This window comes from Acinetobacter sp. 24-47-66 (genome assembly GCF_056779755.1).
Window position 1 is genome coordinate 21,718 of the sequence record NZ_JBWYIL010000004.1, and the last position, 14,499, is coordinate 36,216.

Annotated in this window: 12 protein-coding genes; 9 read left to right on the forward strand and 3 right to left on the reverse strand. The window is 40.4% G+C overall.

Annotation, left to right across the window (positions count from 1 at the left end):
• The first annotated feature begins 215 nt into the window (after positions 1–215).
• The 4 genes from AC1M84_RS05245 to AC1M84_RS05260 are packed head-to-tail and all read left to right on the forward strand — an operon-like array spanning position 216 to position 3,565.
• Positions 216–464 (forward strand): TIGR03643 family protein, encoded by a 249-nt coding sequence (locus AC1M84_RS05245; protein ID WP_481587095.1) that lies wholly within the window; start codon positions 216–218, stop codon positions 462–464.
• Between the two features lie 20 nt (positions 465–484).
• The gene (locus AC1M84_RS05250) at positions 485–1,654 is read left to right on the forward strand and encodes an efflux RND transporter periplasmic adaptor subunit (RefSeq protein WP_481594565.1); all 1,170 of its coding nucleotides are present in this window, start codon (positions 485–487) and stop codon (positions 1,652–1,654) included.
• A gap of 2 nt (positions 1,655–1,656) precedes the next feature.
• Complete coding sequence (locus AC1M84_RS05255; protein ID WP_481594566.1) at positions 1,657–2,868, forward strand: ABC transporter permease; 1,212 nt, start codon at positions 1,657–1,659, stop codon at positions 2,866–2,868.
• Positions 2,861–3,565: an ABC transporter ATP-binding protein gene (locus tag AC1M84_RS05260; RefSeq protein WP_481594567.1), complete on the forward strand. Its 705-nt coding sequence runs from the start codon at positions 2,861–2,863 to the stop codon at positions 3,563–3,565. Before AC1M84_RS05255 ends, AC1M84_RS05260 begins: the two co-directional genes overlap by 8 nt.
• A gap of 91 nt (positions 3,566–3,656) precedes the next feature.
• Here the strand turns inward: AC1M84_RS05260 and AC1M84_RS05265 are convergent, their stop codons facing one another.
• Positions 3,657–4,550 (reverse strand): ABC transporter ATP-binding protein, encoded by an 894-nt coding sequence (locus tag AC1M84_RS05265; protein ID WP_481594568.1) that lies wholly within the window; start codon positions 4,548–4,550, stop codon positions 3,657–3,659.
• Positions 4,550–5,494 carry an ABC transporter permease gene (locus AC1M84_RS05270; protein ID WP_481594569.1) on the reverse strand — a complete coding sequence of 315 codons (945 nt, stop codon included), beginning with the start codon at positions 5,492–5,494 and terminating at the stop codon, positions 4,550–4,552. The genes AC1M84_RS05265 and AC1M84_RS05270 overlap by 1 nt, the downstream gene beginning before the upstream one ends.
• Before the next feature lie 240 nt (positions 5,495–5,734).
• On the opposite strand from AC1M84_RS05270, the gene AC1M84_RS05275 reads away from it, so the two are divergent.
• The 5 genes from AC1M84_RS05275 (at position 5,735) to AC1M84_RS05295 (ending at position 12,871) form a co-directional block, all read left to right on the forward strand.
• Positions 5,735–6,172 carry a cation efflux protein, CzcI-like gene (locus tag AC1M84_RS05275; protein ID WP_481587099.1) on the forward strand — a complete coding sequence of 146 codons (438 nt, stop codon included), beginning with the start codon at positions 5,735–5,737 and terminating at the stop codon, positions 6,170–6,172.
• 46 nt (positions 6,173–6,218) lie between these two features.
• Positions 6,219–7,538: a TolC family protein gene (locus tag AC1M84_RS05280; protein ID WP_481594570.1), complete on the forward strand. Its 1,320-nt coding sequence runs from the start codon at positions 6,219–6,221 to the stop codon at positions 7,536–7,538.
• A 1-nt stretch (position 7,539) separates the two neighbouring features.
• On the forward strand, positions 7,540–8,757 hold the full coding sequence (locus tag AC1M84_RS05285; protein WP_481594571.1) for an efflux RND transporter periplasmic adaptor subunit: 1,218 nt from the start codon (positions 7,540–7,542) through the stop codon (positions 8,755–8,757).
• Entirely contained in the window at positions 8,747–11,902 is a 3,156-nt protein-coding gene (locus tag AC1M84_RS05290; protein ID WP_481594572.1) for an efflux RND transporter permease subunit, read from the forward strand. The genes AC1M84_RS05285 and AC1M84_RS05290 overlap by 11 nt, the downstream gene beginning before the upstream one ends.
• Positions 11,903–11,965: 63 nt before the next feature.
• Positions 11,966–12,871, forward strand: coding sequence for a cation diffusion facilitator family transporter (locus AC1M84_RS05295; RefSeq protein ID WP_481594573.1), 906 nt, complete (start codon positions 11,966–11,968; stop codon positions 12,869–12,871).
• 48 nt (positions 12,872–12,919) lie between these two features.
• Here AC1M84_RS05295 and AC1M84_RS05300 read toward each other — a convergent pair whose 3' ends face one another.
• Positions 12,920–14,335: an LLM class flavin-dependent oxidoreductase gene (locus AC1M84_RS05300; protein ID WP_092766409.1), complete on the reverse strand. Its 1,416-nt coding sequence runs from the start codon at positions 14,333–14,335 to the stop codon at positions 12,920–12,922.
• Positions 14,336–14,499 lie beyond the last annotated feature (164 nt).

Below are 14,499 nucleotides of genomic sequence, written 5' to 3' on the forward strand. Positions count from 1 at the left end.
GGTCGGTAGAGCAACAGAGTTGCCTACCTTGTATGGATTAAGAATAGATAAAAATGAAAAAACTAGGAAACGGATTAAAATTATAAAATCAATCGTTTTATGCGATGAATGCATTAGCGTGTATGAAGTGTCTATAAATCAACAAAAATCACATATTTTTCACGAATGAACAATTAACATCGAAGTTTAATGCGTATAAAAAAGGATCATGTGCGTTGTATACAACAGCTGATATTTCTAGAATCATTGAAATGGCATGGGAAGATCGGACACCCTTTGAAGCCATTCTGCTGGAATACGGATTAAACGAAAGTGCAGTTATTCGATTGATGCGACAACAATTAAAAAAAAGTAGTTTTGAAATGTGGCGTAAACGTGTTGCGGGGCGGAATACCAAGCATCTTCACAAGCGCTCACCAGATATTTTAAGAGCTTACTGTACTCGACAATATAAACTGAAGTAGGCCTATTGGGAGATAAAGCTTTGCGTATTTTAAAACAACGAAAATGGTGGATTCTCATTCTGCTCATTTCGATTGGTGGGATATATTTCATTTTCCGTTGGTGGCAAGGTCCTGTAGTCGAAACTTACCTAATCGAAGAAAAACCACTGATTCAAACAGTGGTTGCTTCAGGTCGTGCTGAAAATGTAGCACGTAGTGAAATTGGGAGTGAAATTTCGGGTGTGGTGATTGAGCGACGCGTGCAAGAAGGTCAACGAATAGCAGCAGGAGATGTACTGTTAATTATTCAATCTGATGATTTAAAAGCACAAGTCCGTGAAGCAGAAGTTGCGCTAGAGGAATTGCGGAAAATTCGCTATCCACAAGCGCAGGTTGAATTGAAAACGGCAGAATTCCAATTACAACAAGCCAGTCGCGAAGCAAGACGTCGTCAGCAAACGGAACCGGGAGTGCTTTCTGTTGAAGAAAAAGAACAAGCTTTAGAAGCTGAACGCTTAGCCAGAAATCAATTATCTGCGGCAAAACTGAAGGCGCAAAGCCTTGCTCCAGGTCAAGTGGAAGAAAAAACCTTAAGCGAAAGATTAAATGCGCTACGCGCTCAATTGGCAAAAAGTGAAATTCGGGCGCAAGTATCGGGTACGATCTTGACGCGTGAAGTCGAAAAAGGGGATGCGATTCAACCTGGGAAAGTGCTTTTTACAGTCGCAGTTGATAGTCCAACGCAAATTAAAGTGGCGGTCGATGAGCAAAATTTACCTTATCTGAAATTGGGTCAAAAAGCGGAAGTGATTGCAGATGCTTATCCAGAGCAAGCATTTCCAGCTGAAGTTAACTTTATTGCACCTAATATTGATCCTCAACGTGGTACGGTTGAAGTCAAATTGGCGGTGAATTCTGTACCCAATTTTTTGAAGCAAGATATGACAGTCTCAGTGAATGTCGAAACAGCACGTCGAAATAAAACCAAAGTAATAGCCAATGATGCGCTTATTGACCCTTCAACCACGCAGGCTGAAGTTATGGTGATAAGACAAGGTAAGGTCCAACGTCAATCTGTAAAATTAGGATTGCGTGGAACCACCATGACTGAAATTTTATCAGGGTTGGATCACAATGATCAGGTCGTTATAAAGCCTGATCAAGTAAAAGCGGATCAGCGTGTCAGAACTAAGCAGGTACAAGCACTGTGAAGATGAAGCGTTTATGGACCAATTGGCTCATCGCTGTTGGGTTTCTACGCGAGGGTCGCAGTCAAACACTGATGATTATTGGTGGTGTTGCTATTGGTGTTGCCGTTATTGTCTTTATTAGTGCATTAATTCAGGGGCTTCAGTCCAATTTGATTGAGCGTACGTTGGGCACTCAGGCACATATTAGTTTACATGCACCAGATGAGGTCAATCGCGTCGTTAAAGTGCCTGAGGGCGTAGCACACATTATCCATGAAGATCAAAGGGCTCAAAGACTCAAGTCGATCAATAACTGGCAAGAAGTTCTTGAAAATCTAGACAATATCAAGACGCTCAATGCCGTTTCTCCCATGGTTTCAGGACCTGCACTGGTAAAACGGGGGGAAGCGATTCAGTCAGTTGCGATTATGGGGATTGATTTACCACGTTATCAACGTATTGTACCTTTGCAAGAATATCTAAAAACTGGTCAGCTTCGTTTAAAAGCAGATGATGTACTCATCGGAAGTAAGTTGGCCAAAGACCTTGGTGTGCGCGTAGGCAGTAAAATTCGCGTTGATAACGGTCAAGATATTAACGCCGTCATGAATGTAACGGGTATTTTTGAACTCGGAGTCAAAGAACTAGACTCACGATATATGTATATCGATCTAAAGCGGGCACAGTCTTTATTGGGTTTGCCGGGTGGGGTTACCATTATTGATCTTCGTATTTCTGATATTTTCTCCGCAGATCAGGTCGCAACGCAAATTCATCGTCTCACTGGATTAAAAGCTGAAAGTTGGATTGAAAGTAATGCGCAATTGATGAATGCGATTTCAGCGCAAAGTCTTTCAACCAATATGATTATTATATTTGTTGGAATATCTGTTGCATTTGCGATCGCCAGCGTACTCTCCATTACAGTGGTACAGCGTACACGTGAGATCGGAATCTTGCGTGCGACAGGTGCGAGCCGAGAACAAATTTTGATGATCTTTCTCATTCAAGGTGCGATTTTCGGCTTACTTGGTTCTATTGTTGGAATCCTGACCAGTTATGCATTGGTTTGGTCATTTAATGAATTTGGCCCAGGGTTATTCTACATTCCAATTTCACCTTATTTGATTGGATCCGCTTTATTACTTGCAACATTGAGCGGTTTAATTGCAGCGGCGATTCCTGCCCGTCGTGCAGCGCGTTTAGATCCTGTGGAGGCAATCCGTCATGTCTAATCATGATGAAGTACTACGTTTAGAGGCTTTGAAAAAGTCTTATAACATTGGACAACCCAATGAAATTGAAGTGCTGCATGGGATTGATTTTGCGATACATCGTCAAGATTTTGCTGCGTTAATTGGACCTTCAGGTTCAGGTAAAAGTACGTTATTAAATATTTTAGGTTTACTGGATCAACCCACCAGTGGTGAAATTTATTTACTTGGTCAACCAACCAGTCAAATGGAAGATCAACAAAGAACGGAATTGCGTGGAAAGAGCATTGGATTTGTGTTTCAGTTTCATCATTTGATTCAAGCGTTCACCGTTATTGAGAATGTTTTGATGCCTCTAATGTTGGCGCATGGCAAACCCAATCAGCAAGCTTTAGATCGGGCACATGATTTGTTAAAAGCGGTAGGATTGAGTCAATTTGCACAACGAAAAGCCAGTCAACTTTCTGGTGGGCAACAACAACGTGTCGCAATCGCCAGAGCTTTAATCACTCAGCCTGCTTTACTCCTCGCTGATGAACCTACAGGTAATTTGGACAGTCAAACAGCGAGCGAAGTCTTTGAGCTGTTTCGTGAAGTAAATGAGCAACAAAATTGTGCGGTATTGTTAGTGACCCATGATCCACGATTATCCGCTACATGTGATCGAACCATTCAATTGGTAGATGGGAGAATTGAGAGTGATGAAATGAAGTCGTGATTAATCCAAGGCTGCATTTAAAATGGTGTGGTCAAAAGGATTGATGTTGCATGCTTTATCCTGACCGTTTGTGTGATCAGGATATAGCGCCTTATTTAGAATGACTGACCTTGGTCATTCTAGGAATTTTAGGTAAGTCTGCGAGAGCTGGATCAAGTTCATCTTCTTCAGAATGTACCAAAGCATCTACACGTTGTCTTAAAGATTTAAATTTTTCAGTGAGCATCAATTCATGCTGACGTGGTCTTGGTAGATCAACCTCAATGATTTCCTTAATTTCGCCAGGATTGGCCTTCAATGCCACAATCCGATCGGCCAGTAAAATTGCCTCGTCCATATCGTGTGTCACAAAAATAATCGTGATATCGATATTGGCCCAAAGATCGATCAGATGCTTTTGCATTTTTTGACGCGTATGAGGATCTAAAGCCCCAAAGGGTTCATCCATTAAGAGAATTTTTGGCTGATTCACGAGCGCGCGAGCGATGGCAACGCGTTGTTTCATCCCTCCAGAAAGTTCATGAGGGTATTGCTGCTCAAATTTTTCAAGTCCGATAATGTTGATCCATTCACGGGCTTGCGCCTCAGCTGTAGCATTGCTGGCACCTCGCATGAGTGGACCAAACATGACATTTTCTTTTACCGTTTTCCATGGAAACAGTGTGTAGCCTTGGAAAACCATGCCACGCTCTGGACTCGGTCCTGTGATGATTTCACCGTCTACCAGTAATTCACCACTGGTATATGGATCAAGACCTGCCACAATACGGCTAAAGGTAGATTTACCGCATCCTGAAGGACCAATAACACAGATAAATTCACGTTTATGAATTTTTAAATCTAAAGTATTTAAAATGGTGCGCTCAGTTTTTCCGTGGCTAAACTTTTGGGTGAGATTTTTTGCTTCTAAAATGACGGGACGAGCGTAAATTTTGTCAAAGTAAGCGCGGGCATCAAAATCTGAGGGTTGAAGTGCTGAAGACATTAGCGAACTCCCGTTTTCCATTTAAATAATTGCTGTCCAAGTTTCATTAAAATCACGTCGCAAATCAGACCAATCAAACCGATAATCAAAATTGCGGCAAAAACATTGTCAAAGTTTTGATAGCGAGCTTGTTGAGTGATGAACCACGTGATACCGGATGTACTTCCTATGAGTTCTGCAACGATTAAATAGGTCCAAGCCCAACCTAAAAGTACACGAAGGTTTCGATAAATTTCTGGGAGTGCAGCAGGGATGACCACATAAAATAAACTTTTGATTTTATTAGTTCCTAAGGTGAATCCAGCTTCAATAAGACTGCGGTCGACCAGACGGGTGGTATTGGCAATAATCAGAATTTGTTGGAACAAGGTACCAATCACAATAATGGCAATTTTAGGTGCGTCATTAATGCCCAAAATCGCAACAGCAAGAGCGCCAAAGGCTGGTGCAGGCAGATAGCGAAAGAACTCTACAAAAGGTTCAGTTAACTGAGAAATTTTATGAGAAAAACCGCAAAGAATACCCAAAGGAATCCCGATCAAAGAAGAAATAAAAAATGCGGTAAACACCAGTTTAATGCTGTGCCATAAACTTTCATGAAACCATGGTGCATTTGCTTGAGCGGGTGGCGTTGTAAATGCGGTCACTAAGGCTGTAGCGACTTCATCTGGTGCGGGTAGGTAAATGGGATTGACCAAAATTCCCCGAGGTGGTGGCAGTCCTTGATCGACTGCCAATTGCGCTTCAGCATAATAAACTTCTCTACTGACACGGCTATCGAGTTGTAAAAATGTTGTGCTACCAGAATCTGTGATTTGAACTTGGGGATGCCAAATAAAAGGCAAATAACTCACTGCACACCAGATTAAAATTGGAATTAAAAACGATCCAAAACCAAGCAAAAATTTATGCTTTTGACTCAATTCTCGTGCAACATAGCTCATCGTTGCCACCTCAGTAATACAAAAAATAAAATTCGTATGATTAGGTTGCAAAATCGATGCCATTTTCGAAGCGTGCTTTAAAAGCGCTAAATTTTTAAGTTTTCATTCATTTTTCTTATGTACATTCTTTCAAGATCAAGGTTTCGATCATCAAAATATGATGGAGAATTACAACTCTTCACTTGATGGTGATCACTATCACGTTTTAAATGCAGATAGAAAAGATGAGAGCCTGCTTAAATGAGATCGGCTAAATTTGTGACATTCTTAGCATGTATGTTCATGTTCCAAAGCCTTTGGAATGTGGCGGCGGCTTTTTGTGTTCATGAAAGCGACTCAACATCGACACAAAGTTTTCACTTTGGTCATCATCAACCTGTACTTTGCCAAGCCGATCTTTCAAATAAAAGTCCGAAGTCCCAAATTGAAAAAGGCTTCGTGCTTGGTGATGATCAAAGCGTGACGCTAGAAGAAAAAGCGCAAATCGATGTTTTGGATCATCAAGATCATCTGCCGTCAATGTCTCAGTTTATTCTTGCTGTAAACGAGAATTTGCCTTCATCACAACACATCGAAAAGATTTACCAAAATCACTTTCTTTGGATTAATGCCTATCAATCGCCTCATTTAGGTAAAATCCCTCCGCCTCCTGAATTAACCCCGCTATTGGTGGGGTAGCCTAAAAATTTCCCACCACTTGTTTTTAAATTAGTGGGAAATTCACATGTCTTTTAAATTAAAACATTCTATTCGATTATGGCTGGTTTTAGGTTCGCTTAGTTTGGGTGCAAATGCTCAAGCAATGACAGTCAATTCGCTTGAACAAGCACTCGTTCAAGTGTCTCAATATCAACAATCAGAACAGATTTGGCAGCAACGACAACAAATGTCAGAACTTGCAGTCAAGCAAAGTGGACTTTGGCAAAACCCGACTATCAATCTCTCTCGAGATGGTTTTGGTTCGAGTCAAGATCAAGAATTGAGTCTTGGTATTAGTCAGCCGATCGACATTTTTGGTCAAAGACGGATTCAAAAAAATATAGCGCGTTTGGCTGGGCAACAAAATGAATTGCAAGAAAAGTTGTGGGAAGCACAAAGCCAATTAATCGTGAAGTATGCTTGGTCACAGTTTTTAATTTCGCAATCTGAAGCACAAATTCAAAAGTCTCAACTGCAAGTCAGTCGTGAAACTTTAGACAGCGCTAAAAAACGATATCAGGCAGGAAGCATAGCCTTGGTTGAGTATGAACGAGCGCAGATTGAAGCGGCAGAAAATGAACGCAATTATCAGCAAGCCATTTTAAATAAAGAAATTGCAAAACGTAATCTTTCTAATCTCTGGGGAGAAACTGAAGCAGAGGTGAAGGTTGATTCAAATCGGATTTATTGGCCTGACCAAGTTGAACAGAATGTTCAAAATTATATTTCTGCAGGTTATTTAGAAAAGCTTTATGCACTCAATGTTGTGCAGGCTAATCAACGAATTGAGCAGCTTAAAGTAAAAGCAAAACCAAATCCAAACTTGAATGTAGGGATGACGCGAACAAAAGCGCCCAATGAGACAAACGATACTAGTTTATCTGTGGGTGTCGATATTCCGTTCAATATTTTTAATCGTCAGCAATACGAAATTCCGCTTGCTCAACGCCAGCAATCTCTACTTGAGCGTCAACAACAAAGAGAACTCAAACAACAAATTTTAGAGATTGCAAACTTATTTCATCAGGTGCGTGGCTTAAAACAGCAGTATGACGCTGTACTGAGACAAAAAGACTTGTCTGAAAAAGTACAGACGCGCTCTTTGCTCGGTTTTAAAAATGGAAAACTTTCAATCACTGAGGTGCAACAAGCAACGACACAATTACAAAATATTCGGCTCAGTCAAATTCAGCTCTTAAGAGAGGCATGGCAAACCGCACTTGCTGCTGAGGCATTAAGTATTGGTACCAGTTATGAACAAATTAGTCGTTCGGATGCCTATACCCAATTACTCAAAGAGGCTGTGTCACAGTCAGAAAATTTCATCAATATAGGGGCAGAATAAAATGAGATCTATACAACAAGGAAAAATAAACCAAGCATTCCTCATCGCCTTGATTATTGGGGTGACGGTAGTTATCGGGATTTGGATTTTTTTCAAAGATAATAAGAAAACAGCAATTGTTGAGAGTGAAGAGCAAGCTGAAACGTCGAATGGCGCAGAAGCTGATCATGCAGAAGAAGGTGAGATTGAACTCACATCTAAACAGCTAGTCGAACATAGTATAAAAATAGAATCAGCTCAATTAGGTGCAATTCCGCGATACACAAACTTGCCTGCAAAATTGATGGTAAATACAGATCAACAAGCGCATATTTCCCCTAATTTTGCTGGTCATGTTGAACAAGTGAATGTAGCACTGGGACAAGAAGTAACTAAAGGTCAAGTACTTGCAGTATTAAGTGTCCCAGAGCTCATTGACCAACAAGCGAATTTGAGAATGGCGCAATCCAATTTAGATTTGGCACGCCAAGATTTGCAACGTGAACAACGGATGTGGTCGCAGGGGATCTCCGCAAAACAGGATTTGCAACGTGCTGAAAATGCATATCGTCAAGCACAAATCACAGTGCAAAGTGCCAATGCACGTTTACAAGCTTTGGGAGCTTCAGCAGGTTCTAATGGTCGTTTTACCATTCGTTCGCCTATCTCGGGCGTGATCAGCCAAAAAGACATTGTGGTGGGTGAAAATGTGCAACTTGCAGATCAGATTTTCATCATCGAACAATTAAAAGATTTATGGCTCGAATTTGTGCTACCTGCAGATGCGAGTAATCAAATTGGTGCACAACAAAATATTCAATTCAAATCTTTACAGTCAGGTCAGACTTATACAGCTCTTGTGCAATCGTTAACGCCGCAAGCAGATGCGCAGACTGGCCGCTTGATTGTTCGCGCTAAAGTTCAAGGAAAGGCAAGTGAGTTAAGACCAAATTTGATGGTAAATGTTGAACTTCATAGTCCCGATGCATCGAATGTATTACGCATTGCAAAAAATGCAGTGCAAAAAATCGAAGGTAAATCAGCAGTATTTATTGTTACAGAACAAAAAAATGGAAAACTCCACTTTAAAGCGCAACCCATTGAAGTAGGTGAAATGTCTTCAGATGGTCAATGGGCAGAAATTAAGTCTGGTCTTCAAACGGGGCAAAAATATGTCAATCAAGGCAGCTTCTTACTGAAATCGGAGTTAGAAAAAGGAGAAGCTGACCATGGGCACTAATCATGACATGCCGAAGGCTGAAGGGCTATTTGAGCGAATTATTCAGTTTTCAATTCAACATGCGATTTGGATCATGCTGTTTGCCTGTGCTTGGATTGCTGTTGGAATTTATAGTTATCAAAAATTGCCAATTGATGCAGTTCCAGACATTACCAATACACAGGTTCAAATTAATACCCAAGCCAATGGATTTACTGCGCTCGAAGTTGAGCAACGCATTACGTATCCAATTGAAAATGCCATGGCAGGGATACCAGATCTTGAATTAACTCGTTCGATTTCTAGGTATGGTTTATCTCAGGTCACCATTGTTTTTAAAGATGGCACAGATATTTACTGGGCACGTCAACAAATCAATCAGCGTGTGCAAGAGGTTCAATCCGAATTACCTGATGATATCGCACCTACCATGTCTCCAGTATCTACGGGACTGGGTGAAATTTATCAATGGGTATTAAAAGCAGACCCAAAGGCTAAAAAGCCTGATGGTGCTTCATACACAGCAATGGATTTACGCGAAATTCAAGATTGGATTGTGCGTCCACAATTGCAACGCGTAAAAGGTGTTGCAGAGGTGAATAGTATTGGAGGATTCAATAAAACTTATGTTGTTTCGCCACACTTGAATCGTATGCAGCAATTACAAGTCAGTTTGACGCAACTTCAACAGGTTCTCACTGAGAACAATGAAAATCGTGGAGCAGGATTTATTGAAGATGGAGGTCAACAACTGACAGTACGAGTTCCTGGAACACTGAATACGATACAGGATATTGAAAATACAACGGTGGTTACCTTGAATGGAAATCCTGTCCGTGTTTCAGATATTGCTTCAGTGTCGATTGGACATGATCTTAGAACAGGTGGTGCGACCAATAATGGAGAAGAAACCGTACTCGGCATCGCCATGATGATGATGGGTGAAAACAGCCGTAGTGTTGCACAAGCGGTTGATCAAAAAATTCAAGAAATTCAAACCACACTGCCCGAAGGCGTAAAAATTGAAACTGTTTACGATCGTACCACCTTAGTCGAGAAAGCCATTAAGACAGTTCAAAAGAACTTAGTCGAAGGTGCAATTTTGGTGATTGTGATTTTATTCATTTTCTTGGGAAATATTCGAGCAGCTTTAATTACAGCATGCGTGATTCCACTTTCGATGTTATTTACATTATCAGGTATGGCACAGCAGAAAATTAGTGCCAACCTTATGAGTTTAGGTGCGCTAGATTTCGGAATTATTGTAGATGGCGCGGTGGTAATTGTCGAAAACTGTATTCGCCGATTAGCTCATGCCCAAGAACAGTTAAGACGACCTTTAACACGTTCAGAGCGATTCAAAGAAGTATTCCTTGCTGCTCGTCAAGCGCGCCGTCCTTTAATTTTTGGTCAAACGATTATTTTAGTGGTGTACTTGCCCATATTTGCATTAAGTGGTGTTGAAGCAAAAATGTTTCACCCTATGGCACTCACCGTAGTATTAGCTCTTATTGCTGCGATCATTTTATCCATTACTTTTGTTCCTGCTGCAGTGGCTTTATTTGTAACAGGTGAAGTCAAAGAAACTGAAAGTAGATGGATGTTATGGTTAAAGAAAAAATATCTAAAAGCATTAGATATGACTTATTTATATCGAACGGTCATGTTAACGCTCGCAGTTAGTATTTTGGTTTTAACAGGGTTTTTGGCGACACGTCTAGGAAGTGAATTCGCACCGCAATTAAGCGAAGGTGATTTTGCTATTCAACAAATGCGTTCACCCAGTACCAGCTTAGAAGAATCATTAAGAATGCAGGAAATAACTGAGAAACTTTTGCTTCAAAATTTTCCAGAAATTAAAAATGTTTTCGCACGAACGGGTACTGCTGAAGTGGCCACAGATGTGATGCCACCCAATATTTCAGATGGATTCATCATGTTGAAACCTCGCCAAGAGTGGCCGAATCCCAAAGAAAGCTTAGATGATTTAAGGTCACGTATTGAAACTTTTTTGGAGACTTTGCCTGGCAACAATAGTGAATTTTCTCAACCCATTGAACTGCGTTTTAATGAGCTCATTTCCGGGGTGCGCAGTGACATAGGTATAAAAATTTTTGGCGATGATATGCAGGTGTTAAACGATGAAGCTGCCAAAATTGCCAAGATTGTGCAAAAAATCAGTGGCAGTACCGCAGTCAAAGTAGAACAGACTTCAGGTTTACCCTTATTAAATATAGACGTAAATCGTTCTTTAGCAGCGCAATATGGTCTTTCGGTTCGTGAAATACAAAATTTAGTTGCCTCAAGTATCGGCGGTCAACAAGTCGGTGAAATTCTACAAGGCGACCGCCGTTTTGATTTTGTTATTCGACTTACTGATCAAGATCGAACAGTCATGGGGATTGCACAATTACCCATACAACTCCCCAATGGTGGGACAGTAAGACTGGCAGATGTGGCTACAGTTTCAAATATTGATGGTATGAATCAGGTGAGTCGTGAAAATGGCAAGCGTAGGATTATTGTGACGGCAAATGTTGAAGGGCGAGATCTGGGTTCATTTGTCCAAGAGTTGCAATCTAGCCTCACGACATATGCATTACCGAGTGGCTATTGGATTGAGTATGGTGGACAGTTTGAGAATTTGGCATCTGCCAAAGCTAGAATGACTATCGTGATTCCATTGGCTTTGATTACGATTTTTATCCTGCTGATGGCTGTATTCAAAAATATCAGAGAAAGTTTATTGGTCTTCACGGGCGTACCCTTTGCTCTCACGGGTGGAGTCTTATTTTTATGGTTACGTGATATTCCTATCTCAATGTCTGCCGGTATTGGTTTTATCGCTTTATCAGGTGTCGCTGTTCTGAATGGACTGGTTATGTTGACCTTTATTAAGGAGCTAAGAAGTGAATACAGTTTAAAAGATGCCATTTGGCAAGGTGCAGTGTTGCGATTACGTCCTGTGCTGATGACTGCTTTTGTGGCGTCTTTAGGATTTGTTCCAATGGCCCTCGCTACGGGTACGGGTGCTGAAGTACAGCGACCGCTTGCGACAGTGGTTATCGGTGGAATAATTTCGTCCACAATACTGACGCTACTACTTTTACCTGTATTGTATAGGTGGATGAATCAAGCAAAAGCAGAACAAAAAATTAAACAATAGCATTATGTATATGAATCAGATCCTCACTTTATTTTAAGTGAGGTTTCTGATGAGGAGTATAAAATGGGTAGTTCGCATAATCATGATCACAGTCATGTGGAAGTCAGTAAAGGCAACGCAAAGAAACTGACTTTTGCACTCGCTTTAACCACGACCTTTCTAATTGTTGAGGTCGTTGCAGCATTCATTACCCAAAGTTTAGCTTTATTGTCTGATGCTGCACATATGTTTACTGATGCTGCCGCTTTAGCCATCGCGTTGGTTGCAATTAAGATTGGTCAAAAACCTGCAGATAACAAGAGAACTTTTGGATATCAACGGTTTGAAATTTTGGCAGCTCTATTTAATGCGGTGATGTTATTTATCGTTGCAATTTATATTTTGATAGAAGCGATTCATCGATTAAGTAATCCTCCTGAAATTCAGAGTGTTGGAATGATGATAGTCGCCGTCATTGGCTTAATCATTAATTTAATTTCGATGAAGATTCTTTTTTCGAGTAGTAAAGATAGCCTCAATGTCAAAGGTGCATATCTAGAAGTATTAAGTGATGCACTTGGTTCTGTAGGTGTGATCATCGGTGCTGTGATTATTTATTTTACAGGCTGGGTACTTATTGACACGATTATCGCAGTCCTGATCGGATTTTGGGTCTTACCACGTGCTTGGATTCTCGCCAAGCAAAGTGTAAATATCCTACTTGAAGGTGTGCCTGATGAGATTGATATTGAAAAGCTCCGTACAGATTTATTATCGCTTGAAGGAGTTAAGGACATTCACCAATTAAAAGTTTGGGCGATCACATCCAAAAAAGTCATGCTCACAGTTCATTTGGTTGCACCGAATGTCGATCCTAAACGTTTACATCAACAAGCTTTTGAAATGTTAAGTCATGATCACCATATTAATGAAATGACCTTGCAGATAGAAGATGATGCATATCACCATGAACTAGAACATCAGCATTAAAAAAAGCCCCGAAAAGCGCTTTTTTACATATAGAGAATTTAAATTGATCTACACAGATTCAAGTGTTGCGGTTTGGGTTGAAGTGTGCAGCCCATTCGTTGAAGACTTACGGTATTGAGCACCACGATGATCATCTGGAAGTAATGGTCCATGACCAAACAACTTTTCTCTCAGTGTCCCCTTGGTATATTCTGTAGGGTAAACACCGCGACGTTGTAACTCAGGAACGACGTATTCGACCACGTCTTCAAAAGATTGATGTGCCAAAATATAAGCCAAATTGAATCCATCAATGCCAGTTTCATCCACCCATTCTTGAAGACGATCGGCTACTGTGCTTGGTGAGCCGACAATCACGGGGCCGTTTCCACCTACACTGGTCCATTTTGCAATTTCTTCAATGGTCCAAACTTTATCTGGATCTGCTTCTACGTAAGATTGCAACATAGACTGAATGGCATTGGTATGAATATATTCAACCTGGTCTGTAGCTTTGAATTGTGAAAAATCTACACCAGACCACCCTGAAGCGAGTGTTAATCCACCATCATAACTACCGTAAGATTGATACTCTGCAAATTTAGCCTGTGCTTTTTCATCAGTTTCATCGACCACAATCGCAAGCATCGTATAGATTAAAACAGCGTTTGGATCTTTACCTTCTTCAATAAGATTATGGCGAATTCCTTGTGCTAACTTTTTTACAGCAACTTTCGTTGGTGCAGATATAAATACGCATTCTGCATTTTGACTGGCAAATTTTTGTCCACGCTTTGATGCACCTGCTTGGTATAAAACAGGTGTGCGTTGCGGAGAAGGTTCACAGATATGAATACCTGGCACGCTAAAATATTTACCTTCATGTTGGATTGGATGAACTTTGGTGTGATCCGCAAAAATACCAGCGGCTTTGTCACGTCGTACCGCATCATTTTCCCAAGAACCTTCCCAAAGTTTATATAAAACTTCCAGATACTCATCTGCAATATCATAACGATTGTCGTGACTCACTTGGGTTTTTAAACCTAAGTTTTTAGATCCGCTTTCTAAATATGAAGTCACAATATTCCAACCCGCACGACCTTTGGTGAGATGATCCAATGTGCTCATACGTCGTGCGAAGGGATAAGGATGTTCGAATGAAATAGAGGTGGTTACACCAAAGCCTAAATGTTGGGTGACTGCTGCCATTGCTGGAACAATCTGAATTGGATCATTCACAGGAACTTGAACAGCACCATTTAAAGCATGTTGAGCCGATTGATGATACACATCATAAATACCCAAAACATCTGCAAGAAAAATACCGTCAAAAATACCTTTTTCTAATATTTTTGCTAAATCAGTCCAATATTCCAAATCTTTATATTCTGTAGAGCGATCGAGCGGATGACGCCATAAGCCTGGGGACTGATGTGCAATGCAATTCATTTCAAAAGCATTAAATCGTATATGTTTAGTCATAATGAAAATATAAAATAATTAAATGTTTATATTCTCATTATATGAAATATCATACTTATTATTTAATGAGAAAAACTGCAATATACATAATAAAAAAATAAATGAGTTGATTATGTTTGAAATCAGATTAGTAAATAAAATAATCGTATAAAAAATTAAAATAA

Coding starts and splice junctions, on each gene's coding strand:
- AC1M84_RS05285 (WP_481594571.1), top strand. CDS start 7,540: ATGAGATCTATACAACAAGGAAAAATAAACCAAGCATTCCTCATCGCC.
- AC1M84_RS05290 (WP_481594572.1), top strand. CDS start 8,747: ATGGGCACTAATCATGACATGCCGAAGGCTGAAGGGCTATTTGAGCGA.
- AC1M84_RS05280 (WP_481594570.1), top strand. CDS start 6,219: ATGTCTTTTAAATTAAAACATTCTATTCGATTATGGCTGGTTTTAGGT.
- AC1M84_RS05300 (WP_092766409.1), bottom strand. CDS start 14,335: ATGACTAAACATATACGATTTAATGCTTTTGAAATGAATTGCATTGCA.
- AC1M84_RS05270 (WP_481594569.1), bottom strand. CDS start 5,494: ATGAGCTATGTTGCACGAGAATTGAGTCAAAAGCATAAATTTTTGCTT.
- AC1M84_RS05255 (WP_481594566.1), top strand. CDS start 1,657: ATGAAGCGTTTATGGACCAATTGGCTCATCGCTGTTGGGTTTCTACGC.
- AC1M84_RS05265 (WP_481594568.1), bottom strand. CDS start 4,550: ATGTCTTCAGCACTTCAACCCTCAGATTTTGATGCCCGCGCTTACTTT.
- AC1M84_RS05260 (WP_481594567.1), top strand. CDS start 2,861: ATGTCTAATCATGATGAAGTACTACGTTTAGAGGCTTTGAAAAAGTCT.
- AC1M84_RS05275 (WP_481587099.1), top strand. CDS start 5,735: ATGAGATCGGCTAAATTTGTGACATTCTTAGCATGTATGTTCATGTTC.
- AC1M84_RS05295 (WP_481594573.1), top strand. CDS start 11,966: ATGGGTAGTTCGCATAATCATGATCACAGTCATGTGGAAGTCAGTAAA.